41 protein-coding genes are annotated in these 23615 nt (G+C 31.2%); 32 read left to right on the plus strand and 9 right to left on the minus strand.

The genetic code is table 11. The features are described 5' to 3' along the window. The 7 genes from AVANS_RS03585 (at nt 1) to AVANS_RS03615 (ending at nt 2721) form a co-directional block, all read left to right on the plus strand. On the plus strand, nt 1-594 hold the full coding sequence (locus AVANS_RS03585) for a DUF4376 domain-containing protein (protein ID WP_239818291.1): 594 nt from the start codon (nt 1-3) through the stop codon (nt 592-594). Between the two features lie 2 nt (nt 595-596). Next, nucleotides 597-884 (plus strand): DUF1353 domain-containing protein, encoded by a 288-nt coding sequence (locus AVANS_RS03590; protein ID WP_239818292.1) that lies wholly within the window; start codon nt 597-599, stop codon nt 882-884. A 75-nt stretch (nt 885-959) separates the two neighbouring features. Further along, complete coding sequence (locus AVANS_RS03595; RefSeq protein ID WP_239818293.1) at nt 960-1166, plus strand: hypothetical protein; 207 nt, start codon at nt 960-962, stop codon at nt 1164-1166. Next, nucleotides 1157-2062: a hypothetical protein gene (locus AVANS_RS03600; protein ID WP_239818294.1), complete on the plus strand. Its 906-nt coding sequence runs from the start codon at nt 1157-1159 to the stop codon at nt 2060-2062. The genes AVANS_RS03595 and AVANS_RS03600 overlap by 10 nt, the downstream gene beginning before the upstream one ends. Further along, nucleotides 2062-2352: a hypothetical protein gene (locus tag AVANS_RS03605; RefSeq protein ID WP_239818295.1), complete on the plus strand. Its 291-nt coding sequence runs from the start codon at nt 2062-2064 to the stop codon at nt 2350-2352. Before AVANS_RS03600 ends, AVANS_RS03605 begins: the two co-directional genes overlap by 1 nt. After that, nucleotides 2315-2536, plus strand: coding sequence for a hypothetical protein (locus tag AVANS_RS03610; RefSeq protein ID WP_239818296.1), 222 nt, complete (start codon nt 2315-2317; stop codon nt 2534-2536). The genes AVANS_RS03605 and AVANS_RS03610 overlap by 38 nt, the downstream gene beginning before the upstream one ends. Further along, the gene (locus tag AVANS_RS03615; protein WP_239818297.1) at nt 2536-2721 is read left to right on the plus strand and encodes a hypothetical protein; all 186 of its coding nucleotides are present in this window, start codon (nt 2536-2538) and stop codon (nt 2719-2721) included. Before AVANS_RS03610 ends, AVANS_RS03615 begins: the two co-directional genes overlap by 1 nt. A 145-nt stretch (nt 2722-2866) precedes the next feature. Here the strand turns inward: AVANS_RS03615 and AVANS_RS03620 are convergent, their stop codons facing one another. From AVANS_RS03620 to AVANS_RS03650, 7 genes are all read right to left on the minus strand, one after another. Continuing rightward, nucleotides 2867-3028 carry a hypothetical protein gene (locus tag AVANS_RS03620; RefSeq protein ID WP_239818298.1) on the minus strand — a complete coding sequence of 54 codons (162 nt, stop codon included), beginning with the start codon at nt 3026-3028 and terminating at the stop codon, nt 2867-2869. Between the two features lie 311 nt (nt 3029-3339). Continuing rightward, nucleotides 3340-3849 carry a hypothetical protein gene (locus tag AVANS_RS03625; protein WP_239818299.1) on the minus strand — a complete coding sequence of 170 codons (510 nt, stop codon included), beginning with the start codon at nt 3847-3849 and terminating at the stop codon, nt 3340-3342. Nucleotides 3850-3855: 6 nt separating this feature from the next. Further along, entirely contained in the window at nt 3856-4020 is a 165-nt protein-coding gene (locus AVANS_RS03630; protein WP_239818300.1) for a hypothetical protein, read from the minus strand. Nucleotides 4021-4114: 94 nt separating this feature from the next. After that, nucleotides 4115-4984: a BRO family protein gene (locus AVANS_RS03635; protein WP_239818301.1), complete on the minus strand. Its 870-nt coding sequence runs from the start codon at nt 4982-4984 to the stop codon at nt 4115-4117. A gap of 137 nt (nt 4985-5121) precedes the next feature. Beyond that, nucleotides 5122-5487 carry a hypothetical protein gene (locus AVANS_RS03640; protein WP_239818302.1) on the minus strand — a complete coding sequence of 122 codons (366 nt, stop codon included), beginning with the start codon at nt 5485-5487 and terminating at the stop codon, nt 5122-5124. A 186-nt stretch (nt 5488-5673) separates the two neighbouring features. Next, complete coding sequence (locus AVANS_RS03645) at nt 5674-5862, minus strand: hypothetical protein (RefSeq protein ID WP_239818303.1); 189 nt, start codon at nt 5860-5862, stop codon at nt 5674-5676. Between the two features lie 193 nt (nt 5863-6055). Then, a complete protein-coding gene (locus AVANS_RS03650) occupies nt 6056-6292 on the minus strand; it encodes a helix-turn-helix domain-containing protein (RefSeq protein WP_239818304.1) in 237 nt (78 codons plus the stop codon). A 380-nt stretch (nt 6293-6672) separates the two neighbouring features. On the opposite strand from AVANS_RS03650, the gene AVANS_RS03655 reads away from it, so the two are divergent. From AVANS_RS03655 to AVANS_RS03690, 8 genes are all read left to right on the plus strand, one after another. Continuing rightward, the gene (locus AVANS_RS03655; protein ID WP_239818305.1) at nt 6673-6930 is read left to right on the plus strand and encodes a hypothetical protein; all 258 of its coding nucleotides are present in this window, start codon (nt 6673-6675) and stop codon (nt 6928-6930) included. Continuing rightward, nucleotides 6927-7322: a hypothetical protein gene (locus AVANS_RS03660; protein WP_239818306.1), complete on the plus strand. Its 396-nt coding sequence runs from the start codon at nt 6927-6929 to the stop codon at nt 7320-7322. The genes AVANS_RS03655 and AVANS_RS03660 overlap by 4 nt, the downstream gene beginning before the upstream one ends. Nucleotides 7323-7351: 29 nt before the next feature. Continuing rightward, nucleotides 7352-7906, plus strand: coding sequence for a hypothetical protein (locus AVANS_RS03665; protein ID WP_239818307.1), 555 nt, complete (start codon nt 7352-7354; stop codon nt 7904-7906). Next, nucleotides 7866-8498 carry a hypothetical protein gene (locus tag AVANS_RS03670; protein ID WP_239818308.1) on the plus strand — a complete coding sequence of 211 codons (633 nt, stop codon included), beginning with the start codon at nt 7866-7868 and terminating at the stop codon, nt 8496-8498. Before AVANS_RS03665 ends, AVANS_RS03670 begins: the two co-directional genes overlap by 41 nt. Then, entirely contained in the window at nt 8495-9124 is a 630-nt protein-coding gene (locus AVANS_RS03675) for a hypothetical protein (protein ID WP_239818309.1), read from the plus strand. Before AVANS_RS03670 ends, AVANS_RS03675 begins: the two co-directional genes overlap by 4 nt. Before the next feature lie 114 nt (nt 9125-9238). After that, nucleotides 9239-10765 carry a terminase gpA endonuclease subunit gene (locus tag AVANS_RS03680; RefSeq protein WP_275583461.1) on the plus strand — a complete coding sequence of 509 codons (1527 nt, stop codon included), beginning with the start codon at nt 9239-9241 and terminating at the stop codon, nt 10763-10765. Next, complete coding sequence (locus AVANS_RS03685; RefSeq protein ID WP_239818310.1) at nt 10762-10932, plus strand: hypothetical protein; 171 nt, start codon at nt 10762-10764, stop codon at nt 10930-10932. Before AVANS_RS03680 ends, AVANS_RS03685 begins: the two co-directional genes overlap by 4 nt. Next, nucleotides 10922-11374 (plus strand): hypothetical protein, encoded by a 453-nt coding sequence (locus AVANS_RS03690; protein ID WP_239818311.1) that lies wholly within the window; start codon nt 10922-10924, stop codon nt 11372-11374. The genes AVANS_RS03685 and AVANS_RS03690 overlap by 11 nt, the downstream gene beginning before the upstream one ends. 219 nt (nt 11375-11593) lie before the next feature. Here the strand turns inward: AVANS_RS03690 and AVANS_RS03695 are convergent, their stop codons facing one another. Continuing rightward, entirely contained in the window at nt 11594-12295 is a 702-nt protein-coding gene (locus AVANS_RS03695; RefSeq protein WP_239818312.1) for a hypothetical protein, read from the minus strand. A 109-nt stretch (nt 12296-12404) separates the two neighbouring features. On the opposite strand from AVANS_RS03695, the gene AVANS_RS03700 reads away from it, so the two are divergent. From AVANS_RS03700 to AVANS_RS03780, 17 genes are all read left to right on the plus strand, one after another. Beyond that, a complete protein-coding gene (locus AVANS_RS03700) occupies nt 12405-12635 on the plus strand; it encodes a hypothetical protein (protein WP_239818313.1) in 231 nt (76 codons plus the stop codon). Beyond that, nucleotides 12622-13995 (plus strand): phage portal protein, encoded by a 1374-nt coding sequence (locus tag AVANS_RS03705; RefSeq protein WP_239818314.1) that lies wholly within the window; start codon nt 12622-12624, stop codon nt 13993-13995. Before AVANS_RS03700 ends, AVANS_RS03705 begins: the two co-directional genes overlap by 14 nt. Next, the gene (locus AVANS_RS03710; RefSeq protein ID WP_239818315.1) at nt 13992-14570 is read left to right on the plus strand and encodes a hypothetical protein; all 579 of its coding nucleotides are present in this window, start codon (nt 13992-13994) and stop codon (nt 14568-14570) included. The genes AVANS_RS03705 and AVANS_RS03710 overlap by 4 nt, the downstream gene beginning before the upstream one ends. Before the next feature lie 234 nt (nt 14571-14804). Then, nucleotides 14805-15644 (plus strand): phage major capsid protein, encoded by an 840-nt coding sequence (locus tag AVANS_RS03715; RefSeq protein WP_239818316.1) that lies wholly within the window; start codon nt 14805-14807, stop codon nt 15642-15644. Then, nucleotides 15620-15784: a hypothetical protein gene (locus AVANS_RS03720; RefSeq protein WP_239818317.1), complete on the plus strand. Its 165-nt coding sequence runs from the start codon at nt 15620-15622 to the stop codon at nt 15782-15784. The genes AVANS_RS03715 and AVANS_RS03720 overlap by 25 nt, the downstream gene beginning before the upstream one ends. A gap of 11 nt (nt 15785-15795) precedes the next feature. Then, a complete protein-coding gene (locus AVANS_RS03725; RefSeq protein ID WP_239818318.1) occupies nt 15796-16047 on the plus strand; it encodes a hypothetical protein in 252 nt (83 codons plus the stop codon). Beyond that, nucleotides 16047-16343 carry a hypothetical protein gene (locus AVANS_RS03730; protein WP_239818319.1) on the plus strand — a complete coding sequence of 99 codons (297 nt, stop codon included), beginning with the start codon at nt 16047-16049 and terminating at the stop codon, nt 16341-16343. The genes AVANS_RS03725 and AVANS_RS03730 overlap by 1 nt, the downstream gene beginning before the upstream one ends. Further along, nucleotides 16340-16771 carry a hypothetical protein gene (locus tag AVANS_RS03735; RefSeq protein WP_239818320.1) on the plus strand — a complete coding sequence of 144 codons (432 nt, stop codon included), beginning with the start codon at nt 16340-16342 and terminating at the stop codon, nt 16769-16771. Before AVANS_RS03730 ends, AVANS_RS03735 begins: the two co-directional genes overlap by 4 nt. After that, nucleotides 16768-17262 carry a hypothetical protein gene (locus tag AVANS_RS03740; RefSeq protein WP_239818321.1) on the plus strand — a complete coding sequence of 165 codons (495 nt, stop codon included), beginning with the start codon at nt 16768-16770 and terminating at the stop codon, nt 17260-17262. The genes AVANS_RS03735 and AVANS_RS03740 overlap by 4 nt, the downstream gene beginning before the upstream one ends. Beyond that, nucleotides 17259-17462 (plus strand): hypothetical protein, encoded by a 204-nt coding sequence (locus AVANS_RS03745; RefSeq protein WP_239818322.1) that lies wholly within the window; start codon nt 17259-17261, stop codon nt 17460-17462. The genes AVANS_RS03740 and AVANS_RS03745 overlap by 4 nt, the downstream gene beginning before the upstream one ends. Before the next feature lie 12 nt (nt 17463-17474). Next, the gene (locus tag AVANS_RS03750) at nt 17475-18587 is read left to right on the plus strand and encodes a hypothetical protein (protein WP_239818323.1); all 1113 of its coding nucleotides are present in this window, start codon (nt 17475-17477) and stop codon (nt 18585-18587) included. Beyond that, nucleotides 18587-19066, plus strand: coding sequence for a DUF5675 family protein (locus AVANS_RS03755; RefSeq protein WP_239818324.1), 480 nt, complete (start codon nt 18587-18589; stop codon nt 19064-19066). The genes AVANS_RS03750 and AVANS_RS03755 overlap by 1 nt, the downstream gene beginning before the upstream one ends. 12 nt (nt 19067-19078) lie before the next feature. Further along, the gene (locus AVANS_RS03760; RefSeq protein ID WP_239818325.1) at nt 19079-19579 is read left to right on the plus strand and encodes a phage major tail tube protein; all 501 of its coding nucleotides are present in this window, start codon (nt 19079-19081) and stop codon (nt 19577-19579) included. An 11-nt stretch (nt 19580-19590) separates the two neighbouring features. Continuing rightward, nucleotides 19591-19887, plus strand: coding sequence for a hypothetical protein (locus AVANS_RS03765; RefSeq protein WP_239818326.1), 297 nt, complete (start codon nt 19591-19593; stop codon nt 19885-19887). Between the two features lie 364 nt (nt 19888-20251). After that, nucleotides 20252-22273 carry a phage tail tape measure protein gene (locus AVANS_RS03770; RefSeq protein WP_239818327.1) on the plus strand — a complete coding sequence of 674 codons (2022 nt, stop codon included), beginning with the start codon at nt 20252-20254 and terminating at the stop codon, nt 22271-22273. A gap of 8 nt (nt 22274-22281) precedes the next feature. Then, a complete protein-coding gene (locus AVANS_RS03775; RefSeq protein ID WP_239818328.1) occupies nt 22282-22668 on the plus strand; it encodes a hypothetical protein in 387 nt (128 codons plus the stop codon). Then, nucleotides 22665-23189, plus strand: a complete 525-nt coding sequence (locus tag AVANS_RS03780) for a hypothetical protein (RefSeq protein WP_239818329.1) — start codon at nt 22665-22667, stop codon at nt 23187-23189. Before AVANS_RS03775 ends, AVANS_RS03780 begins: the two co-directional genes overlap by 4 nt. Nucleotides 23190-23371: 182 nt before the next feature. Here AVANS_RS03780 and AVANS_RS03785 read toward each other — a convergent pair whose 3' ends face one another. Then, nucleotides 23372-23563: a hypothetical protein gene (locus AVANS_RS03785; protein WP_239818330.1), complete on the minus strand. Its 192-nt coding sequence runs from the start codon at nt 23561-23563 to the stop codon at nt 23372-23374. Between the last annotated feature and the right edge of the window lie 52 nt (nt 23564-23615).

Consider the following 23615-nt stretch of genomic DNA (forward strand, 5'->3'; position numbering starts at 1 on the left):
ATGGAAAAATTAAACAATTTAATACAAGATGAAATTATTGATGATTTTAACGATTATTTTAGCGATGAGAAGTGTTTTAGCGTTGTTTTAAAAGACAATGGCTTTATTGATTATATTGATATGAGAAAGCTTGAAAACGCAGTAGAAGTTAGCGAAGAAACATATATAAAAATTATGCAAAATCAAGTGAATTTCTATGAAAAAGGCGAGTTTATCCATAAAGCTCAAGTCATTGAGCTAAGCTTTGATGAGCTTAAGGAAAATAAATTAAACGAGCTTGAGAACACAAAAACACAAGCTGAGAATGCTGATATTTTATATAAAGATAAGCTTTATCAAGCAGATAGTAAAGCGAAGGAATTATTAACGCAAAGTTTAGTGATTTTTAGCTCAGTTGGTGCAGTGCCTGATAATTTTGTTTGGAAAAGCTCTGATAATAGTCTTAATGTTTTTAGCTTAGATGATTTAAAAAATCTATCTTTATTAATTGCACAAAGAACACAAGAAATAACTGCCAAATATTGGTCTTATAAAGAGCAAATTAGAAATGCAACTACTAGCGATGAACTAGATTTAATCAAATTGGAGTTTTAACCATGGAAAGAGTTATTTTAAAGCCTTGTGAAAAAGATAAGTTTGAGCTTATAGAAGATTATAGTTTTGAGTGTGGTTTTGCTAAAGTTGATATTCCTAGCGGATATAAAACAAATGGAGCAAACATACCTCGTTTGTTGTGGAGTATCTACCCGCCAAATTCACCTGAATACTTAAGTGCAGTAGTCGTTCATGACTACTTGTGTGATAAAGCATATCAAAATAATAAAAGTTATGAAGACTTTATCTTAGCTGACAAAGTGTTTTTTTATTGCATTAAAAGAACTTGATATTAGCAATTTCAAATCGGCTTTATTTTACAACTCTTGCAGATTTTACCACTACTTAAAATACAAGGCTTTTAGATGATTTATATTGCAAAACAAGATGAAAAACTAAGCGTGATTTATGCAAAGCATTATAAAAGAGATGATTATTCATCTAGCTTTTATCAAGAGTTTTTAAGAGCTAATCATAAACACTTGAATAAGATTTATTTTAATGGTGGCGAACAAATAGAATTAATAGAACCTAAAGCCGAAACTAAAAAAACGGAGACTTTATGGAGCTAGTTCATAAGCCTATAATCACGCTTTTTTACAATGATGTAGATAAAACAGCTCAAATGCCTTTTATAAATATCACGATAAACGATTATGCAAAAGGACAAGCTGATACTTGCAATATCACGCTAAGTTATAACACACCTGAGCCAAGATTAAATGACACTATAAAAGTATTTTGCGATGGTGTGCTTTTAGGTGCTTTTTATATAAATAAAATCAAAATCAAGTATAAGCAAACTTATGAGCTAGAATGCGTGAGTGCTAATCTAAGCCGTGCAAAACAAATCAAAAACAGGACTTTTAAAGAAAGTGAATTTTTAAAAGTAGCCGAAAGCATAGCAAAAGAAAATGGCTTAAAGTTTAAAGCACAGGTTAGCAAAAACGAGCTTAAAAATTATCAGCAAAACAATCAAAGCGATTTAGCTTTCCTATCTAGCGAGTGTGATAAGTTGGGTGTAAATATGAGCATTAAAAATAATACTTTGATTTTACACGATGCTAATAAAGAGAATAAAAGGCTTAAATATGAGCTGCAAGAGAGCGAACTTATAGAGCTTGATTATGAGTTCATTGCTGGAGTTAGTACAGGTAGTGTTGAAGTTACTTATTTTGATGCGAAAGAGAATAAAGATATCGTAGTTCGTGCAGGTAGCAGTGAGCCTGTAAAAAAAATTAATTCTTTTGTAAAGAATAAACAAGAAGCATTAACACTAGCAAACTCTAAGCTACAAACTCAAAAGAATGCGAGCTTTAAAGGCTCTTTAAAGGTGCTTGGTCGTGCTATGAATGCAGGTGCGTTGCTTGATATAGTGCTTGAAAACAAGACTTTAAACACTCAAATAGAAAAAATAACGCATTCTATAAGTGCAAGTGGATTTACAACTAGTGTGGAGTTTTGCTAATGAAGATAAATGCGATTTTAGGAGTTATCATCTTGCTAATGTATTTATACATAAGTGATTTAAAGTCTAGTTTAGATAAAGCAAAAACTAGAGCAAACGAGCTAAACGCCGTGATTTTAGCAAAAGATGATGAGCTAAAAAGAGCAAATTTAGCACGAGATGAGCTAAATAAAAAACTACAAGATAAACAAAAAATCCGTTTATCTTTAACAAAAAAGGTAATTGAAAATGAGAAAAGTAAAGATAAGCTTGATGATTATTTTCTTGATATTTTTAACAGCTTGCAGTGAAAAGATAGTGTATGTAAAAGAGCAAGTGCCAACAGACTTTTTAGAATGCGAGAATTTGGATATGGATAGAAATATGAAAACAAACGGCGATTTTGCTTTGTTTGTGATAGATAGCGTGAGTGCTTATCGTGATTGCAAAGCTAAGTTAAAAGCGATAAGAGATTTTGTGGAAGGAGATAAATAATGGAAGAAGGGTTGTTGCATTTAATTTTAAAAGGTGCGACTATACAAGATTTAACGGTCGCAGGAGTGCTTGGCGGAATGTTGATTTATCAAATGTATTTAAATCAAAAGAAATTAGAAAGAATTGAGCATTTAAGTCAAGAAATCGTAACACTTTTAAAGGTTTTGAGCGAGAGGATGAAGTAAATTGGCGTGTAATCCCAAATTTTTAGATTAAAAAAACAAGGTTTTTATAAATGCAAACCTTGTTTTTATGCTTTTAGTTGCTGTTAGACCAGCTTGCACTATAAAATATAACTAGCACACTTAGCTGATAAAATTATTTACAATTTTACTTATCGCCGTTAGAACGATCGTTTGTGTTATCTTTGTCTTTTCTATTGCTGATAATCTTATCGCCCACTTGCAAGTCAATCTCTCCATTTAAAAACTTTTGCTTAGCGTCTTCCATACCTGGCATACTAGTTATATCTGTTGTGGATAATTCTTTCATTATCTCTCCTTTAAAATATTTTAATAGTCATAAGACTATGTGATATTTTATCATTTAAAAGTTTCAAAAGGAGTAAAAATGACTAAAATCCTGCAGATTTTAGTTTTTAAGCTCCTTTACGATTTTATCCAAAAATCGTTATTAAAACTTTTTAGCCATTCTCCTTTTTATTGTTAACTTTTAACGCTACATATGCAAGTAATGTTGAAATATTGTGGAATAAGAAGATGTGCAAAGAAGTAAAAGAAGAAATCAAAGGCATTAATAAAACCGCCCAACTCATCTTAAATAAGGTAAGTTAAACGATTTTATTATTTATATTTCAGATAAATAAAATTTAAAACAATATATATAATAACGAAGATAATAGCAAAATATCGTTTAATAAAATCAACAATATTAAAAATACAAGCATTATTTAATTTATTTATAATTTTCTTAGTTGATTTGTAAGTTTTTGGATCTTTTAAAAAAACTTCACAATCTTCTTTTATAGTTTCATATACATGAGATAGCATTTGTTGTGCAATTTTAAAATCAATATCTCCATTATTAATGTAATAGCTTAGTTGTTCAACTTGGTTTAAGAACTCTTGAACCTCTTTTTCTTGAAGCTCTTCTTTTGAACGTAGCTCTTTAATTTTTTTTATTACTTGCTCAACTAGTTTTAATTCAATCTTTATTTGTTTATATCTATTGTTTTTCGCATAAGAATCTATAAGTACATATGTTTTAATAACTCCAACAGCGGACACTATCAAAACCATAGATTCATTTAAAGATTCATAATATATTCTCAAAAAAGCTAATATTGTCTCCATTTTGGGTTATTTTTGATTGCTACTATTGTTGTTGTTATTATTTTTATTATTGTTAGAGTCTAAAATTTTTTGCTGAGTTTTTCTATAGGTTTCCATTATTGCTTTTATATCTTGTCGTACATCCAAACTCTCTGTACAAAGTACGTAATCCATTGTATTTTTTTTATCCATGTTAAATCCTTTTCTAATAATTTGTTTAATCTTACATGAAAATATTTAATTTTAAAGAACAAAACGGTGATTATTTTAAATTTATTAGGAGCCATTAGCTCCCATAACTTAATTTTTTATCCCCTTTCCACCTTAACTCAAGCTCCCAACCTGCAATCTGCTTTCCATCTTCAATAATCCATTTGCCATAAATCGGTGTATAAGAATTATCGGCTCTTTTTATTTTATAACTTTCAAGCGTATAAGGCTTGTTTTGGTTAAGGTGTATTTTTCTAATAAAATAATTCCTTGCTTCCATAAAACTAATATCAATTAATTGCTTCAAGCAAGGCGGATAATTAGTACCTAGAATATCCCTAAGCCCAGTGCAAATCCTAGTGGCTATATTTTCTCCTAAAACATTGAAATTATCCTTATTCATAAGCAACCACCCACGCTCTGCTAATGCTTTCTTTAGCTCGTTACTAGGATTGTCTAAATCAATCTTGCTTTTATGTTCTAGTTCGCACTCTAAAACCTTGAGCTTTAACTCATACTTTTCTTTTTGTTGTGCTAATTGTGATTTATAGCCTAAGGCAACTCGCTTATTTCTGCGTTCTAGGTTTGAGATTTTATTGTCTGTTTCTTTTTGCAATTTATAATAACCTTGCTTTCTGATTGTTGGTAGGACTTCGCAATTCACCCACATTCTAAAAGCTTTTGCGTTTGGCTTGTCTGAACGCATTATTAAAAAGTAAAGCTGGGGTTCGCTAATCATTGTAAAATTTTGAACCCCACCTTCTGTTTTAAAAGGGGTTACATTTAACGTAACACCTTGCCACTCCCTTTCAATAGACTTTTTAGCGTGATTTGTGTTTGTTAACTCTAAACTTTTACAAGCATCATTAAGGCAAAATAATGGCTCATTGTTTTCATCTTTTGCAACTCTGACTAAAAACTGATTGTTGTTAAAAACTTCTAACATAATTTTTCCTTCGTTTTAATTTTAAAACGGCTTTTATCCGTTTTAATAAATAAAAATATAGTATTTTATCCGTTAAAAGTCAAGTAAAAAAATGATTAAGTTAGTTATATTGATAAAAATAAGCGTAAAATATACGCTTATTTGATTAAATCTTTAATGATTGTAGATAGAGTGTTAAGTGTTTCTAGCTTTTCTTTTAGTTCTTTATTTTCCAAATATAAATCTATTGCTTTACTCATTGCACTTGATACATTGTTAGTTCTAGATGCTTTGCTTACTGCATCTTCTCCGTATCCTATCAATTCCCCTAATTGCTTATAAGTTAAATTTAATTCTTTACAAGTTTGTTTTACTATATTGTATTCAAAACTTGTCTTAAAAGATGTATATCCACATTCTTTACATATTCTATCGCCAGTATCTATTTCTCTATCTCCAGCTTCTTCTATATGTATTCTTTCTTTTTTTATATTTTCACTACCACATTGAGGGCATTTTATCATTTCTTAATCCTTTTGCGTTTTTTGTATTGTATTTTTTGTAACATAATCATCTCCTAATTTAATATTTTTAAGAGATGATTGTTTAATTTTATTTAACTATCTTTTCCTTTTTTTGGATTTGGAATAAGAAACCATAAAGCGATAGCTAAAATTGCTCCACCTATAGTAATTGTTTTGTAAATTATATCAAGCGTTTCCATCTTTACCTCCTTTGTAAATATAAATAGAACCGATAGCAACACAGATTATAACTGCTGTGATGCTCCAATAATTAAAACTTTCATCTTTTAAAACGGGTGTAATTATCGCTAGAGCAAAAATCACTTTTGCAAAATCAAATGAAAGTTTTCCTAATTCTTTTAATAAATCTTTCATAGTAAAAATTATAGCAAATAAAATTAATTAACAATCATCTCTAAAAGAACATAAAAATTCATAACATGAATTCTTATGCCATTATTATATTTATATAATGAATAATTGTCAAGTAATTTTATTTATATTATATATATTTTTTATTATCTATATTCATATTATGAATTTTTTAGAAGGGAAAAATTTTCCCTTCTTAGTGTTTCCTTGCTTCGTCTATCAAATCAAATGCTTTTTTAAAGTTATTTAGTTGTTCTTCTTGTTTTTTGTGTTTAAGTAATAATTGCATAAAATTTATAGCTATTTGCGGTGGTTCTATTTGCGTAGCCCATTGTGTAGCTGTATTTGGTGCAACACCTAAAATTTCACTTAGCTCTTTTTGCGTAATTCCTAATTCTTTACAAGTTTGTTTTACTATATTTTCTTTTTCCATTTTCTATCCTTTTTATAATCATACACAATTTATTTTTATAAGTAATAAATCGTTACTTGCTCCTTTGATTGTTTTTAAATCATCTTTACTGATGATATTAATTAATTCTTTACTCATTTTTAGCTCCTTATTTTTTCTTGCTTAGTATTTCTAAAAAGTCAGCAAACATAACTATTGCAAAAGCAATTACTATTATTAAAAATAAATCTAGCATTTGTTTTCTCTCCTTTTTCCTGATTTAAATTCTTATAAATATAATTTATTATACTAAAAGTATATTAATAAAATATAATATTTACCAAAAAAGTATATTATTTTTTCTAAATTATTATACTTTAATATTAAAAAAGTATATATAATATGAAAATAAGGTATAAAAAATGATATTAGGCACATTTAACACAAACGAGCTTTTAAGGGCTCAAAAAAAGCGAACTATGTTTATGTCTAACTTACGAGCGAAACTCCAAAACGAGTTTTCTTTAGATGAGTTAAAGAAAACAATTCTAAAGCTTGATAAAGATATGAAATATAGTCTTGATAGCTTTGTAGAAGAGCTAAAAGCAAATGAGTTAATAGAGATAAACACGCTTTTTAGCAACGTTAAATATTATCAATTTAGTAAGGAGAGAAAATGACTTTTTGCGTAGCTGATAGCAAAATTGATGAATTAGTAAAAGTTAATAAGACACAAAAGCAATTATTGTATTTTTTACTAAAAAGCAAAACTAAGTTTAATTTAGACAAATGTATAAAAGCCTTGCAAATCTCATCAAGGACATTTTATAGAAATGTTGAAGTTTTGCTAAATAAAAATCTAATAATCAAAAAGAGTAATGATGATAAATTATATCATAATGAAAGCGATGTTATTTATCAATTAGAACCCAATTTTGAAAATGATTTAAAGGGACTTTTTGGCACAAAGCAAGTGACAAAATGTCACAAGCCAACTGACAAAATGTCACAAGCTAAGTGCCAAAATGACACAAGCCCTACCTATATATATATAAGAGTAAGAGTAGAGTAAGAGATGAATTTATAAAACCCCAAACCCCTTTGCAAGGGGCTTGCGTTGTTGGTGATGAAATTTCTTTAAAAACTCAAACCAAACAAAACCACAAAGATGAAATTAAATCTCAAATAAAATCAAAGGTACAAAGAATAGCAACTGAGCTAAATAATACTAGCGATGAATTTATTTCTAAACTAGATGAGTTTTTAAACAATCGTAATAAAAAGCACAAAATCACAGATGCGTTCATAAGCGATTTAATTAACGAGTTAAAACAAATCCAAAGCCCATTAACTGCAATAAATAAATGTTTAGCTAAAGGGTGGATAACTTGCGAGAGCCATTATTTTCAAACAAGCACAAGCAATAAGCCAAATAGTAACTACAAATACCTAGCACCAGAACTACAAAGAAAAGTAGATAACAACGAAATGACAGAAAGAGAAGCACATGCAGAGCAAAATTACACAGTGCAAAAAGCGATGTGGCTTGATTTGTTTGGCAAAACAAAGGGTGCATTAGATGCGGTTAAAAACGAAATCAAAAAAGGAGCAGAATATGAGAAAAGAGCTATTGATAGCACTATTATCAGCGTTTGATAAAGATAAAAATTGTTTAATGAGTTTTGAATTAGCTACAGAGCATTTAAGCGATGAAGAATTAAAAGACGGAGTAAAAAAATGTCTAGTTATGCATGCAAAAAATACGCTTTTACCAGCTGATTTAATTAAATATGCATTAAGCGAACGCATAGAAAAAGCAAGGAAGACACTTTATAAAGCTTCAAGAAATCTATGGAGCAATACGCTTATGATAACTTTTAGCGATTTAGTCTTAAGTGCTTTAGTTGAAAATTATGGTGGCTTAGAATTTTTTAACAAGCAAGATGAAGAATATTTCTTTAATGATTGGGGAATAAAAAGCTTTAGCGATAAGTATATAGAATTAGCTTCAAAACAAGCTAAGAGCTTAAGAAGATATGTTTATAACGAGAAAAATGCACTTAAAAATAGTGATGAGTTTCAGCCTGCAATTTGTTATATTTTTTACGATGATGGATTAATAAAACAAACAAAATATGAAGATTTACAACTTGCTTTAAGAAGTGAAGAAGAAAAGCAAAGATATTTACAAGAAGAACAAGATCGTAAAAACTTAGCTAAATTGTTTCAGATAAAGGTTGTAGTATGAGTAGCTCAAAACCTGAATTAAAAAGACTTGAAATCTTGGATAGCTGGCAAAGCGTAGGAGCGATTAAAGACTTAGTTCATCAAGCACCGATTAAGATTATTGACACTTTAGAAACTAAATATTCTTTAGAACGCAATAGTAAAAATCATGCAAGAAAGCCACCGATGAAAAATACAAGAGTAGAGCGTATTTACACGCCTGATTTTGCTTATAAAATACCGAGCTTAAAGTTATTAGTATTTGAAGAGTTTAAGAGTGATTACACAAGAGTTAAGCTAAGAGAAGCGTATTCGCTTAGAAGACAATTGTTAGAGCAAAAGATTAATGCTTACAATGAAGATAGTGAATTAACAAACTTTATTAAAGAAAGCTTTAGCGTTTTATACTCAACTTGTAAATATACAAATCTTAATGAAATTGAAAGCATATTGTTAAGAACTGCTAGAGAGCAAAGCAAGAAAGATTTTAGAGATTACTTAAGTGAAGAAGAAATCAAGCAAGGTTATAAAATCGTGTTTTTTGAAAACGAGTTTATTTATTACAAATATGCGGAGCTAATAAATGAGTTTAAGCGTAAATTACGACTTAAAGAATACGAAGCATCTTTATTCGATACTTGCGAATAGTATTTTTACTAAGCCACACTTAGACCTTTTGGCGTGGAGTGAGAAATATCGTTTCTTAAGTGCGGAAGGAAGTGCTCGTCCAGGTAGGTTAAAGCGGCTAGTTATCAGCGTGAGATACTTACTGTAATTAGTGATAAAGAGCATAAAAGAGTAGTTCTTAATCTTGCTTCACAACTTGGCAAAACTGAAATGTGTCTAAATACTTTAGCTTATTTAATAGCACACGACCCAACGCCGATACTTTATATGTTGCCAGACGAAGGAATGGCAGAAGACTTTAGTAAGCGTAGATTTGCACCACTTAAGCGAGATTGTAAAGAAGTTGCCAAAATAATGGGCGAGAACGCAAGTGATACGATACTAATTAAAAACTTCAAAGGTGGCTCTTTAAACTTTGTGGGCTCAAATAGTGTTAGTAAGCTTGCTTCTAAGCCTATCGGATTTTTAATCGTTGATGAAGTAGATAGATGTTCTAACACCGCTGAAGGTGATAGCGTGGCACTAGCAGAGAAAAGAACAATTACTTTTCCAAACGCAAAGATTTTATTAGTATCTACACCTACTTTACATGGCACTAGCAAGATACAAAACGAGTATGACAAGAGTGACAAAAGGCGTTTTTATGTGCCTTGTCCTAAATGTGAGTTTAAGCAAGTTTTGGAATGGGAGAATGTGGATTTAGATAAAGAATGCTTAGTTTGTATTAGTTGCAAACACGAAATAAGCGAAAGAGAACGCCTAGCAATAATTAAAAAAGGCGAGTGGATAAAAGAGTGCGAAAGTGAAACGGCAGGCTTTCATCTATCATCGCTTTATAGTGAGTACGTGAGTTTAAAAAGCATAATTAAAGATTATAAAGACAAGTGTAAAACAGAGGCAGGACTACAAGTATTTATAAATACCACTTTGGCTAGGACCTATACTCCAAAGGTGGAAAGCAAGATGAATGAAAGTGATTTAATCAAGCTTAAAAGAGATTATGACAATCTTAGTTTTTCGCAAGATGTGGCGTTTATCGTGGCTGGTGTGGATGTGCAAAAAGATAGGCTTGAAGTTAATTTCGCAGGAGCAAATAAGGACCTAAAAGATTTACGAGTTTATAACATTATGCATAAAGTTATTAAGGGCAATCCAAGAGACTTAATAGTGTGGGATAAGTTGCACGAACTAGTGCAAAACGGCGTTTTTATGAGTGAAGTTGGTGAGTATTTAAAATGCAGTTTATGTTTTGTTGATAGTGGCTATCTAACAGAAGAAGTTTACAACTTCGTAGCTAGAGATAAGAGTTATTTTGCGACAAAGGGGGCGAATGAAACAAGCAATAATAAAAAGCTATTAGTAAATAAAGTCAAGGCTATTAAACAAGGTGTAGGATTAATTGAAATCGGCACATTCACAGGCAAAAGCGAAGTATTTGCAATGATAGAAAATAAGCGAGTAGTATTTGCCAGAACTTATGGCGATGAGTATTTTAAGCAACTAACAGCCGAGAGTTTGAAGGTGATAAAAAATAAATATGGAGATGAAGGCTTAAGATTTACAAAGGACAGAGATAGAAACGAAGCGTTAGACCTAAGCGTTCTAAATCTAGCAGCTATAAAAACATTTTTAAGCAAAAAGAAAAGGAAGATTAAGCAGTGAAGAAAACGAGAAATAGAAAATCATTTTTAAGGCATAAGCTCACATTAAGAGTTGATGATAAAACTCTTTATGAACTTTGTAAGTTAAGCGAACATAGACAGCGAAAGCATAGTGAGATTTTAAGACAAGCTCTTAGTGTGTATTTGAAAGTGTATAATGACAACTAAAGAAATTGCTAACATTTGTTCTATTAGTGATGATAGGATTTATCAGTTCGCAAAGCAAAACGATATCAAGCCAATTGCGAAAAACAATTGGGGAAATGATTTTTTAAAAGTATATATTGAGTTTTTAAGAAATCAAATCTTAGAGAATGATGATCCAAAGATTGCTAAGATTATAGCTGATACGGAGAAAGCCAAAGCGGAAACTGATTTAAAACGATTAGATTATGAAATAAAGCAAAAAGAATACATAAAAGCTTCAATAGTTGAGAATGTATTAAGCGATGCTTACAAAGCGCTCACAAAAAAAGTTTATGAACTTGATAAAGAAGTGCATAAGCATTCAAGCTTACAAGAAGCTTGTGAAGTATTGCTAAGTGATTTAAAGCTTGAATTATTAGAAAAATATAAAGAACTAGATAGCAACTGTGAGCTAGAGATTTAATAGGTTCTTCCTAGCTTAAACCATTTTATGGGGGCGGCGTCACGCAGTTTTCCGAGCTGTGAAACTTGAGCAAAACTTAGTCGGTCGTTTATTTCTATAAAATCTTGACATGTTTTGCTAAGTATGTTAAGTATTTGTTAATCAAAAAAACTATAATTCGATTTTGATGAACGAAAGAGGCGGGTTACTGCCTCACTTTTTAAAACTTAATTTAAGTTGTTATTTTTTTTTAAATCTCCTTCTTTTATTTTTTTGAATGTTTAAAAACTGCTTAATATTTGGATTTATCATATCTAATACATCATCAAGAAAGGTAATGATTTTTTCAGGCATAATTCCTATTGTTGTATTTCTTATATTTGTTGAAATACGCGGTAGTATTTTATTTGAATTATTAATATCTATTTTTGTTTTTAACATATTTTCCCAGTGATAGCTTCTATTTCTAATTTCTACAAGCAGATTTAAAATAATAATAAAAACATCTTGATCAGTAAATTTATTTTTTGGACGTTTTTCAGTTTTATAATATTTTTTATTGGAATTGCTATAATCTTTAAAATTAATAATATTTACATTATTAAAAAATAGATGATACTTCAAACCCTTGCTTTTTATAAGATAAACAATGCTCCCAAAGGTTAAGTTAGATAAATACTGCTCATGATTAATATTATTATTATTTTTGTATCTATGCTGGATTATTTTAACTTGTTTTTGTATTTCACTGTCTTGACTTTGTATGATCCAGTCTTTAGGGTAGTGCATATCAAATATGTTTCTTATACATATTTCAATTGTTGCAATTTTAGGTGTAAGTTTACTTATAAAAATTAAATTATCAAAATGTTCATTTATATCTTTATAATATGATAATCTTTGTGTTGAAATTAAGTCTTCTAATTTTAAATCATTTGCCATAAAATCTCCATTCATTTTTTATTTTTTTTATTATATAGGTTTTTAATTTCAAATTATTTTTTCTTAAATGTCGGCTATTTAACAACCTTTTATTTTTTAAACTCACGCTATGAATAAAGAGCGTATAAGAGAAAGAATTAGATTAATTGACATTGCCATTGATGAAGTTTTGCAAAGCGAAAGCCTTGCAGACCCAATTACAAGCTATACGATTGATGGCGTTGTGATTAGCAAAAAATCAAGTGCTGAGCTTGTGCTTGAGCTTGAAAGATTAAAAAGCACTTATGCGAACTCTTTAAAAGTTAAAGAGATGAGGTTTATTTTGCATGAAGTTATTTAATTTTTTTTCTAAGCAACGCAAAGCAAAAGCAAATCTCAGTAAATCAATCTATACTAATCCTATTAAGCAAAACGCATTTTCAAGACTTAATATCCCACGCTCAACTGATAATTATTTTGAGCGAATTAGGATACAGGCAAGAAATTTAGAAAATGATTTTCCACTCATTCAAGGTTACTTAAATACAATGGTAGCTCAAATTTTAGGCGATGAAGGTCTAGTATTAGATGTAGCCACGCCAAATACAAAGCTAAACAAAGCTATTCAGAACAAGTGGTTTAAATACGAGCTTGATATTGATTTTGAAGATATAGAAGAGCAAATATTGCGTAATATTATTCGTGATGGTGAAGTCTTTATATATTGTGAGATTATAAAAAACAAGCTTCATATTAAGCTACTTGATAGTGCAAACTTTTTAGCAGCCAACACGAATTATAAAGATTTATTTTATAGCATAAGATACAAAGATGAAAGTTATGAAGAGATAAAATCATTTATCTACACAGACCCTATAACTCGCAAAACCATTGAAATAAGCTCAAACAATATTATCTATGTGAAAAATGATAAAGCGACCTTTTCTCATCGTGGGATAAGCGAGTTTGTATCTGTGATTTTGAATGTTACACAATGTGCTGAGTTAAAAGAAGCTGAATTAGATAGAGCACAATTACAAAGCAAACTTACAGGCTTTTTAAAAGAAAAAGAAAATCCATTAGCTGACACTTTGGGCGATGATGAAGAGATACAATTAATTAGAGAAGTTGATAGTGGAAAAATGCAGTTTATCCCATCAAATGTAGATGTTGAAATGATAAAAGAGTATAACCCAGTATCACTCCAACAATTCTTATTAAGTGCAAATCAAGAAACGGCAAAAGCCTTAAAGGTTGATTATGCCACATACACAGGAGATATGAGCCAAGTTAATTTCTCGAGCATTCGCCAAGGTGCATTAATAAATATAAGAAATTACAAAAGACTACAAAAAAAGTTAGCTAGAAAAATACACTCAGTAATTTTTACAAAATGGCTAGAGATTGAGTATTTAAACGAACAAATAAGCATAAAAGACTACGAATTAATAAAAGCTAATTTTAGTTTTAAAGGGCAAGGATACGAAAGTATTGACCCAACCAAAGACGCACAGGCAAATGATATTCAATTAAAGAACGGCACGAAAACTTACAGTGAGATACTAAGAGAAAAAGGCAAAGAGCTTGATACTCATTTAAGCGAAATGCAAAAAGAACAAGAGTTGATAAAACTGATTAAGGAAAGAGAACTAAACAAAAATACACAAAATAATACACAAAATTTTACACAAAATAATACAGAGAAAGGAGAAGAAGAGTGAAAGATTTCAAGCTAAGTGCAAAAGCACTAAGCCACGATGATGAAAAACTTGAAATATGTTTTATGGCTTTAAGCAAAGACAACAAGCACGAGCGAACTGACTTTTTTAGCGATGAAAAATACTTTTTATCAATAGATATTAGTTCGGCTAAGTTTAATGCCACTACGCTTTACCTAGACCACGAGCCAAGCTTTGAAAATGCTATCGGCAAGATAACGCAGACTAAACACGAACAAGACGGCATTAAATGTAAAGTTCAGTTCTTTAAAGAAGTAGAACAAAGCTATCAGGCATATTTAAAGTTTAAAAATGGACTTAGCGATAGTGTAAGCGTTGGTGCTAGAGCTGATGATTATGAAGTAATTACAGAAGTAAGTAACGGCGTTGAGTTAGAACATATCATTTTAAAAAACGCCGAAATCTATGAATTGTCTGCTGTTTGGCTAGGAGCTGACCCAAATGCAAAAAAAATTAATCAATTTAAAAAGGAGACAAGAATGAATAAAAAACTAAATGATGAAGACATCAAAAAAGATGATGAGTTGGAAAAGGATGAAGAAGAGCTAGAGCAATAAGAAGATAAAGAGTTAGAAGAAGATGAAGACAAAAAAGAGCTTAAATCAAAAAAGCTTAGTGCAAAACTAGCAGAGCAACAAGAAATAGCAAAAGCTGGAGCTTTATTTGGTAAAAGCGAGTTAGCAAATGAGTTTATCGCAAAAGGCAAAAGTCTTGCAGAGTTTAAAGATGAGCTTTTATTAAGCCAACAAAAAGATTTAAAAACATTTAGTGTAAAAGGAGCGGGAAGAAGTATGAGCGATTGTGAATTTTCATTAGCACAAGCATTAAAGCTACAAGCTGGAGTGATTAAGAGTAGTGATTTAAGATTTAATCTAAGTGAATATCAAAAAACAAACACAATGTTAGAATTGCCAAAATCATTCGGTCATCAGTTTGCAAATCCGTTTAATGGCTATTTAAACGACAATTTAAAAGGTGCAACACACGATGAGTTTAGAGCTGATTTATTAGTAGAACAAATGAGAATAGAAAGCGATATTTTAAATAAATGTCGTATGTTTGCAGGACTTACAAATGAAATCGTAATCCCAAAAGATCTCTCAACGCTAACAGCTGAAAAAGTTGCTTACGGAACAGAACAAGCAAGTCAAAATTTAGACTTTGATGTATTAAAAATAAGTCCTGTAACACTTAGAATTACAGTAAAGCTTACTCATCAAATGTTATATATGAGTGATTTTGATCTTGAAAGCATTGTTTGGAGAGAGAGCGTAAGAGCATTTAAAGCTAAGTTTGAAAATATGGCTTTATACGAAGGTTATGGCGAAGTTGGTAAGTTTGCAGGATTGTTCGCTACAAATGGCATAGCTAGAAACGATAATTATATGAAAGCTCCTACATTTGCTAAAACTCTTGATTTTGAAAACGCTTTAATAAGTGCTAATTATGATCCAAGCAATACTGAGTTTTATGCAAATAAAACAGATATTAATATCTTAAGAACTACAGAAAAATCAGCAAATACAGGTATTTATCTAATAGATAAAGATAACACCTTAGCAGGCAATAAAATCTCACATTGTCAAACGCTAAAAAAGGAGATATGGTGTTTGGTGATTTTAGCAATCTAGCACTTGCAACATTTGGAAATCTAAGAATGTCAATGTTGCCACAACCTGCAGGACTTTATATCTTAGAAGCTTTTTATGATGTAGGAATGGGCGTGTTAAATGAAAAAGCATTTTGTCTAGCACAAAATACCACAATTTAAGGAGATGAAAAATGAAAAAATATGAAGTATTAGTTAGCTTTTATTACGAGAAAAAGACCTACCCAGTAGGCGACAATATAGAGCTTAGCGAACAAGACGCTAGGCAGCTATTAAGGTCAAATTACATTAAAGAGCTTGATGAAACAAGTAAAAAAACTAAAAAAGAAAGCAAAAAACAAGAAGGTCCAAAGTCTAGTGAAGAGCTAAAGTCCGAAGAACAAACAGCAGACGAGCTAAAAAGCGAAGAACAAAAAGGCAAGTAATGAAAATACATAAAACACTTGAGCGTGATTTGTCAAGACTATTTAAAAACGGCGTAGAAGTAGCCCACGAAAAAGGCAATTTTTACGCCAATTTTTCAAATAGATTACTAAATTACGATGAGCTAAGTGAAGTTAAAACTTCAATAATAGCTCTAAAAAGCTCAAGTGATTATGTATGCGTAGGCGATGAAATCACAATTAATCAAAGCGTATATGAAGCAATCAAAAAAGAAATATACGCTGAAGTTAATAATAGATTTTATCTAAGAGAAGCAATAAAGAAAGCGACATTATGAAGATTACAGAGCAATTTATAAGCGAAGAGCTACAAGCACCAGCAGTTAAAATCAATGAAATAATGCTGAATTTAAAATCGGAATTAGAAAAGCTGATTAAAAATACTTCATTATTCGCATTAAATATTAGAAATAGCGATGAGTTTCCTCTATGTATTATCACAGACAAGAGCGATAGTATAAGTGCAAATATTGAGCAGTATTTTCACATAATAGACTTAGATATTAGTGTGTTTGATAGCTCTTATACTAAATGTAATGAACTTGTTTTTAATATCTTGCAAATGCTTAAAAGTGCAGATTTAAAAGCGATGGTAAAAAGCATTAAAAGTATTGAGCGTGAACATATTGAACTTGCGAATAAAGAAGCTTTTAAAATGTCTATTAAATGTGAGCTTAAATATAGCACGGAGCATTTTGCAATATGAAAGCGTACTTAGGAAAAATCGTAAAAGTAAACTATGAAAAAAGTTTGGTTAAAGTTGACTATCAAGGAACAATAAGCGATTTTATGCCTTACAAGCAAGTTGCAAACTCGTATGTGAAAATCTACACACCAGCTAGAGTCGGAGAGCAAGTAAGCATAATTGAATTAGATGGTGGCTTTATGTATGCAATAGCTAGTTTTTTTAACGCTGATTATCTAAGTAACGGCGATGAATTTATACATAAAATAACTTATGAAGACGGCACAGAACTAAGCTACAACACTAAAAGCAATACACTAGAAATCAACGCAGTAAAAACGATAAACATTACTTGCGTAGATTGTAATGTAAAAGCAAATACTGTTAAGGTTGATAGTCCTTCAATTGATTTAGGGCTTGGTGGAACTGGGGTTATTACTTGTCAAAGCATTTGCCATTTTACAGGTGCACCACACGGCGATGGCTCAAGTAATACAAGGAGTGCAAAATGACTAAAGAAGCTATGAGTGAAGCTATATGTAATGCCCTTAGTAATGCTGGTTATAAGCAAGTTAAAGGTGGAGTAAACCATAAAGCATTTAATAAAGAGTTTATAGATGCAATCGCTAGTGGAGTTGTAGCTGAAATCAAAGCTAATGCCAAAGCAGATATTACCAGCGGTTCAAGTGCTGGAAAATATTCAATTACATAAAAAGGAGAAAAAATGTCAGTAGGAAAGTTTGGAACAACAGTTATAAAGAAAAATAAAGGTGTTCCTTTTATTAAAATTGATAACGCAAGACCGACAGTGCTAATATTAGCGAGCGAAAATGTAGGCATTAATTATTATTTATATGATGATTTAATTAATTTAGAGCAAGATCTAGCAGAACTAAAGTTAAAAGATACAGAGTATCTAAACGACTTAAAAGCAGCTAATTTTAACTCACAAATAGCTATTATCACATATCACGATGATACATTAAACACTACTCAAAATTGTTTAGATGCTATTGATAAGCTAAATGATTGCGAAAATGCACTTAAAATCCGTGCGTTTTGGGTTTTATGTGATTTAGATAATGATGATACTTATTTTAAACTTCATCAAAACGCAGTGAAAATGGGCTTTATTTTCTTTCATCAGCTTAGCGAAAATACAGAAAGTGCGATTTTAACAAAGACTGAAAACTACCCAGTGCAACAAGCGATAATCTCTTATCAACTAGTTACAAGAATTGGTGGTGGTATTCGCCCACTTAAAGCATTTTTATTAGCTAGATATAGCGAATTATTAGCAAGTGAGCCTTACGCTTTTGGTAAATCGCTTTCTAGCAAGTATCTTAAAGGTATCACAGCAATAAACACAATTGCGACTTATCTTGAAGGTGAAGACACCACAGCTGATAGACTAAGAGCAAACTATATCACGATGGTAGTTAGCGATGATGGCTTTAAAGTGTGGGGTTGTGAGTGCAAGATACAAAAGCTAGAAGATGATTTCGCTGATATTAGAACAGGCATTGTCATCAACGAATATGCAAGAGAGATTAAAAAAATACTTAAGAAAGTAAATGATGAAGATTTAGAGCTATTTAGCACGGTGTTTGCAGGTATAACTGATTTTAACAATAGATTAATTGCAAATAAAGTTATTGCTTATGCAAAAATCAGCATTGATTTAACTAAAAACACAGAAACGAGTTTAGCAGGATGTGAGATAAGTATAGATTTTGATATACAAGAACGCAATGTCGCTAAGAAGATTTATAGATTTGTAAACAGAGTTACAGGGCATCTTGGCGTTATTATTGAAAATATCCAAAAGGCTGCGTAATGAAAAAACTAATAGTTCATAGAGATTTAAGAACCCCACAAGCAACCCTTAGCGTGTGGGATTTAAGAGCAGAAAATAATGAGAGTTTGTTTGAATGTTACGGTTGTGAGCCACCAGGCGAACCTACAAATGAAATAAATAACGATAAACCACTTTTGCCTGGTCTATACAATGCAAGTTATTATTATAGTTATAAGTTTAAGCGTGTTTTAGCCAGACTTTGGAGCGATAATCCTAAAAATTACTTGTCGTGGGATAAGGCAGTGGCAATTCATACAGGCAACACTGACGCAGATACTCATTCTTGCTTACTTCCTGGCAAGACAAGAAACAATATAGGTGTTTGGCAAAGTAAGATGGCTTTTGATGAGCTAAATACGCATTTGCCTAATCCAAAATGCTATCTTGATAAAAACAATAACCCAAAACTTGATTCAAACGGAAAGCCTTTAGTAGCTTTCTTAGTGGAAATTTATTAAAAAGGAGAATAAATGAGAATAGAACCACAAGCTCTAACAGGGGCAAACCTAACAATGAACGGTATTAAATGTAAAGGTGCTTTAGTAGAAGCAGATTTGCCAGAGCATGAATTTATTACAAAAGAAGTAGCTGCGAGCATTGGCAGAAAAGAGATGGTTTTACCAACATTAAAACCACAGAATCTAAAAGTAGTTGTTAATGCAGTTGACAATAAGATGTTTGCCCTTGCATTTAACCCAAGCTTAAAAAGAACGCTAATCGCACTTGAAAATAACCTAAGTGATAACGATAAAAACACTAGTTATAAAGTCGTAGCAAAAGGCAAGATTAAAAAAATCACACCATCAAAAATAGCAATGGAAGAAGAAATTAAAGTAGAAATAGAAATGACTTGTTATGCATATCACGAGCTAGTAGATATGAAGCCAGTATTTAGCTATGACATAGATAACGAGAGCTTAAAACCTGATGGCGTTACAGACATTTACGCAGAAATTAGAAGTAATATTTAAAAGGAGAAAAGATGGATTTTAGTACTTTATTTAAGAGCAAAGAAATTGTTAGAGGTGAGTTTAAAATAACTTTAAAAGAGCTTTCAGTTCAGAAAATGAGAGCTGTTGAAATTGAAATGAAAAAAGATAAACACAAGGGCTTAGCTTTAGGTTTATATTACGCCAGTGATGAACTTATTACAGAAGAAGATTATAACGCAATGCCTTCATCGTTGCAGATGGAGTTATTAGATGCTTACAATACATTAAATGTTCCCGAAGGTGTATTAGAAAAAATCGCAAAAAACTCGCTAGGTCCTATTGTGTAATCAGTAGGACCTTCAACACTTCGCTAAAAGATTGTGAAAAAATGACTTTTAGCGAAATCAAGTTTTATATGAGTGAAGCTGTAAAAATAATAAAAAAGGGTGGCTAGTGGCAAAATAAAAAGTTTTAGAATTTGGTGTAGGAATTGATGCGTGGAGTAAAGCGTTTGATCGCATAAGCAAAGAAAGCGAAACGCTAGGCACTAAATATAATAACCTTATTTTAGATGGCTACGAACAATACAAAAGAGCTCAAGAAGAACTAGCTACAAAAATCTCACAAAGTGCTGATTTAGATATTAGTAAAGCTCAAAATAAGATAAAAGAGCTAGGAGATAGTTTAAAACTAGCACTAAAGCAAAAACTAGTGGTTGATACTAAAGAAGCGTTTGACAATATAGTTAGCAATGGCACTAAAGCTTTTGCAGGATTTTATACTCTTAAAAATACATTTGGAAAATATGTAAGTGCTGCTGCAAGTTTTGAAGAAGGCATTAATAGTATTAAAAATCCACTTGCGTTAAGTGAAGAACAAAAAAAAGCTTATGAAAATGCTATTAAAAATCTAGCAAGAACGACGCCAACTGCTACAAGCGAACTAATAGCAATGAGTGGAGCACTCATTCAAAATGGCGTAAGTGCTAGTAGTCTAAATGAAATGACAACTCTGACTAATAAGGTTGCAATCGGATTTGGATTAGATAGCACAAAAGCAGCAGAACTAACAGGCAAACTTCATCAAATGTGGTTAAAAGCTGATGAGATAAATCTACTTGCAGGTCAAATTCATAATCTTGGCGAGAGTTTGCAAACCAACCCACAAGCCATATTAAATGTAGTGGATAAATTAGGTGAAAGTGGTAAGCAAATCGGATTTAGCTTAGAACAAACCGCTGCACTTAGTGGAGCGTTAAATAGTTTAGGTGTAGGTGCAAATGAAAGCGAAAAAGCAATAGAAAAGCTTTATGAAAGCTTTGCAAAAGGCGATAATAATGCGTTTTTGCAAATGGGAATAGACCCACAAGACTTTGCTAACGCACTTAAGCAAAATACAGATGTTACGCTTCAAGCTTTTATGAAAATGATAAGCAAATATGACAGCCACACACAAAAACAACTTTTAACAAGCTTGGTGGGTGCTAAAGAAAGCACGGCGTTATTAAAACTAGCTCACAATATGGATATTTACACCAAAGCTAAAAAGAAAATGAATGATGCGAACGCCAAATCTAAGCTTGATGGCGAAGTTGCAGCAGTACAACAAGGCTTTAATAATCAGCTTAAAGTTTTTAATAATAGTGTTACGGATTTATGGCAAAACATAGGAAACGCACTTTTGCCAACTGTTAGCACGCTTTTAGATTATCTTACAAGTGGCATTCAGCTTGTAAGTGATTTTACGGCAAATCATCAAACGCTAACTCAAGTAATCGTTGGTGGTGTTAGTGCTTTAGTAGCTTATAAGAGTGCTTTATTTGCCCTTGAAAGCGGGAAAAATATCTTTAAATTAATAGGCTTACCAATTACAGCTTTAAATGAGCGTATAAAACTTAGCGCTTTTTTGGCTCGTGGCACGGGAACAGCTATGCAAACAAGCTCAAAGCTTAGTATAAGTTCTATTTGGGCTGTATCAAGGGCTTTAACTTTAGCTTGCGCTAGTAACCCCATCGGCTTAATCATTACTGCTATTGTTGGAATTGGTTTTGCAGTGTGGAAAAATTGGGATATTATAAAATCCTTTTTTAGTGGTGTTTATGATGGTTTTATGAGTGCATTTGCTCCGATTACTGAAAGCTTGACCCCTACATTTAACACAATAGGTAATGTTATTAGCTGGGTGTGGGATAAGATAAAAGCATTTTTTAGCTTTTTTACTACACAAACAGAGTATTCAAGCGAACAGCTAGAGAATGCAAGAAGCACAGGTGAGCGTTTCGGACAAGGACTAGCTAAAGCATTTGAGATAGTTATGATGCCAGTGCGTGGACTAATTTATCTTATGCAAGAGCTTATTTCTTGGATTACAAAAGCCTACGATTACACGGTAGGACTAATTGATAAAGCTAGTGAGATTAAAAGCAAAATAGGAGATAGTATAGGCGACGCATGGGATAACACCAAAAAAGCTTTCAGTACAGGCTTTGGCTTGTGGGGAGATGATGAGCCAAAGGTAGAACAAAAAGCAATCAAAAACACGCAAGTAAATGAGCTAATAAAACTAAACGTAGAGTATGATAAAGCTAAGCAAGAGCAAGTAATAAACAATCAAAATAAGCAAAAAAGCATAACTGACAATAAGCAAATAAATATTTATGTAGACAATCAGCAATCAGCACAAGAAATAGCAACGATAGTACAAGCTCAAGATTATAGCTTTGCTGATATGTAGGAGTAAAAATGGTAATTTTAATTGATAATATAGAGCTTTATATTAAGGATGGAATTGATGGCATAAAAAGGACCTTAACTCCTAAGATAAATAAAATAGAAGGTATAGGTAATACTTTTTATCAATGCGTAGGTGGATATACTGAAGAAATAAGTTTTAATGCTTATTTAGTAGAAGATAGGCTAGATATTTTAAATAAACTTGATGAGATTGTTAAAGCTAAAACTCCAGTAGATTTCATCTGCTTTGATGATTTTTTAGATTGCAAGATACTCATCACTAGCAAGACAGATAGCCCTGAGCTTTTTACTCGTGGTGCAGAGCCAAAAAGTAGCGTTTACCATGCAAAAAGCGTAAAGATAACAGGATATTTAATAGGTAAGGATAGCGAATGATTACAGGGATTACAAATATAAAAGACATAGAAAAACAAGCAAACAAAGAGATAAAGAACGCACTGAATAGAACTATTACAAAAGTAAGAAAAGATGCTGTAAATAATATGGTGAAAAAAACAGGCATAGACAAAAAGATTTTAAACAAATCAAGCGTTATGAAAACATACAGAGCAAAACCAAACGAGCTAAAGATAAAAATTAGTGCGACAGCAAGAGCTAAAATTAGTATTGATGACTTGAAAGGTAATAAAACAGAATATATTGACAAAAAGCTAGGAGTAAAGAAAATTGATATAAATGAAAAGTTAGGAGTTAAAGTAATTACAATTGACAGAGAAGGAGTGTTGCCTTACGACCCAATAGCGATCAAAAAAGCTCCTGATTTTTTTGGTAGGACAAAAAAAGGCAAAGATAAATACCTAAAAAAATCAAAGAAAACTATCAAAGAATACATCAATGACGAGATTGACATAGATGAAGTTGATGAGATTTTTACACAAGAATTAAATAAAAGTTAGAATTAAAAAAAAAAAAAATAGTAAAATGCCCCTAAAATAGCCCCTAAGATTTTTAAACTATTATTTTATGGATATTTTCAAATCTCCACAATTCCACCATTCATTATGAAAATCATATTATTTTATAGAATCTGTAATAAAAAAATATTTCCTAATTCAAGAATTTGAATTAGGAATTAAGATTAATCTAAATCTTTTATTAGTTCATCATCGCTTTTTACAACTATTCCTGAGCCGTGAATTACACTAGGAATACAACTTGTGCAAATATCAATAGGTTTTAGATTTTTATGCGCTCTAATAAATACAGCGTTTTCATCTTCACTCGCTCTTAAGGCACATACATTACAAATCATATCTTCATTTAAAATCATTTATTCTCCTTAAAAAAATATGATATATTTTACTAAAAAATAGAATATAAGG

It is taken from the genome of Campylobacter sp. RM5004 (assembly GCF_022369455.1).
Lineage (GTDB): Bacteria > Campylobacterota > Campylobacteria > Campylobacterales > Campylobacteraceae > Campylobacter_E.

Coding starts and splice junctions, on each gene's coding strand:
- AVANS_RS03705 (WP_239818314.1), top strand. CDS start 12,622: ATGAAGTTATTTAATTTTTTTTCTAAGCAACGCAAAGCAAAAGCAAAT.
- AVANS_RS03755 (WP_239818324.1), top strand. CDS start 18,587: ATGAAAAAACTAATAGTTCATAGAGATTTAAGAACCCCACAAGCAACC.
- AVANS_RS03700 (WP_239818313.1), top strand. CDS start 12,405: ATGAATAAAGAGCGTATAAGAGAAAGAATTAGATTAATTGACATTGCC.
- AVANS_RS03655 (WP_239818305.1), top strand. CDS start 6,673: ATGATATTAGGCACATTTAACACAAACGAGCTTTTAAGGGCTCAAAAA.
- AVANS_RS03600 (WP_239818294.1), top strand. CDS start 1,157: ATGGAGCTAGTTCATAAGCCTATAATCACGCTTTTTTACAATGATGTA.
- AVANS_RS03620 (WP_239818298.1), bottom strand. CDS start 3,028: ATGAAAGAATTATCCACAACAGATATAACTAGTATGCCAGGTATGGAA.
- AVANS_RS03640 (WP_239818302.1), bottom strand. CDS start 5,487: ATGATAAAATGCCCTCAATGTGGTAGTGAAAATATAAAAAAAGAAAGA.
- AVANS_RS03645 (WP_239818303.1), bottom strand. CDS start 5,862: ATGAAAGATTTATTAAAAGAATTAGGAAAACTTTCATTTGATTTTGCA.
- AVANS_RS03735 (WP_239818320.1), top strand. CDS start 16,340: ATGAAGATTACAGAGCAATTTATAAGCGAAGAGCTACAAGCACCAGCA.
- AVANS_RS03785 (WP_239818330.1), bottom strand. CDS start 23,563: ATGATTTTAAATGAAGATATGATTTGTAATGTATGTGCCTTAAGAGCG.
- AVANS_RS03730 (WP_239818319.1), top strand. CDS start 16,047: ATGAAAATACATAAAACACTTGAGCGTGATTTGTCAAGACTATTTAAA.
- AVANS_RS03590 (WP_239818292.1), top strand. CDS start 597: ATGGAAAGAGTTATTTTAAAGCCTTGTGAAAAAGATAAGTTTGAGCTT.
- AVANS_RS03760 (WP_239818325.1), top strand. CDS start 19,079: ATGAGAATAGAACCACAAGCTCTAACAGGGGCAAACCTAACAATGAAC.
- AVANS_RS03635 (WP_239818301.1), bottom strand. CDS start 4,984: ATGTTAGAAGTTTTTAACAACAATCAGTTTTTAGTCAGAGTTGCAAAA.
- AVANS_RS03715 (WP_239818316.1), top strand. CDS start 14,805: ATGAGCGATTGTGAATTTTCATTAGCACAAGCATTAAAGCTACAAGCT.
- AVANS_RS03740 (WP_239818321.1), top strand. CDS start 16,768: ATGAAAGCGTACTTAGGAAAAATCGTAAAAGTAAACTATGAAAAAAGT.
- AVANS_RS03625 (WP_239818299.1), bottom strand. CDS start 3,849: ATGGAGACAATATTAGCTTTTTTGAGAATATATTATGAATCTTTAAAT.
- AVANS_RS03610 (WP_239818296.1), top strand. CDS start 2,315: ATGATTATTTTCTTGATATTTTTAACAGCTTGCAGTGAAAAGATAGTG.
- AVANS_RS03695 (WP_239818312.1), bottom strand. CDS start 12,295: ATGGCAAATGATTTAAAATTAGAAGACTTAATTTCAACACAAAGATTA.
- AVANS_RS03775 (WP_239818328.1), top strand. CDS start 22,282: ATGGTAATTTTAATTGATAATATAGAGCTTTATATTAAGGATGGAATT.
- AVANS_RS03585 (WP_239818291.1), top strand. CDS start 1: ATGGAAAAATTAAACAATTTAATACAAGATGAAATTATTGATGATTTT.
- AVANS_RS03745 (WP_239818322.1), top strand. CDS start 17,259: ATGACTAAAGAAGCTATGAGTGAAGCTATATGTAATGCCCTTAGTAAT.
- AVANS_RS03750 (WP_239818323.1), top strand. CDS start 17,475: ATGTCAGTAGGAAAGTTTGGAACAACAGTTATAAAGAAAAATAAAGGT.
- AVANS_RS03670 (WP_239818308.1), top strand. CDS start 7,866: ATGAGAAAAGAGCTATTGATAGCACTATTATCAGCGTTTGATAAAGAT.
- AVANS_RS03675 (WP_239818309.1), top strand. CDS start 8,495: ATGAGTAGCTCAAAACCTGAATTAAAAAGACTTGAAATCTTGGATAGC.
- AVANS_RS03630 (WP_239818300.1), bottom strand. CDS start 4,020: ATGGATAAAAAAAATACAATGGATTACGTACTTTGTACAGAGAGTTTG.
- AVANS_RS03650 (WP_239818304.1), bottom strand. CDS start 6,292: ATGGAAAAAGAAAATATAGTAAAACAAACTTGTAAAGAATTAGGAATT.
- AVANS_RS03780 (WP_239818329.1), top strand. CDS start 22,665: ATGATTACAGGGATTACAAATATAAAAGACATAGAAAAACAAGCAAAC.
- AVANS_RS03660 (WP_239818306.1), top strand. CDS start 6,927: ATGACTTTTTGCGTAGCTGATAGCAAAATTGATGAATTAGTAAAAGTT.
- AVANS_RS03605 (WP_239818295.1), top strand. CDS start 2,062: ATGAAGATAAATGCGATTTTAGGAGTTATCATCTTGCTAATGTATTTA.
- AVANS_RS03690 (WP_239818311.1), top strand. CDS start 10,922: ATGACAACTAAAGAAATTGCTAACATTTGTTCTATTAGTGATGATAGG.
- AVANS_RS03615 (WP_239818297.1), top strand. CDS start 2,536: ATGGAAGAAGGGTTGTTGCATTTAATTTTAAAAGGTGCGACTATACAA.
- AVANS_RS03725 (WP_239818318.1), top strand. CDS start 15,796: ATGAAAAAATATGAAGTATTAGTTAGCTTTTATTACGAGAAAAAGACC.
- AVANS_RS03765 (WP_239818326.1), top strand. CDS start 19,591: ATGGATTTTAGTACTTTATTTAAGAGCAAAGAAATTGTTAGAGGTGAG.
- AVANS_RS03595 (WP_239818293.1), top strand. CDS start 960: ATGATTTATATTGCAAAACAAGATGAAAAACTAAGCGTGATTTATGCA.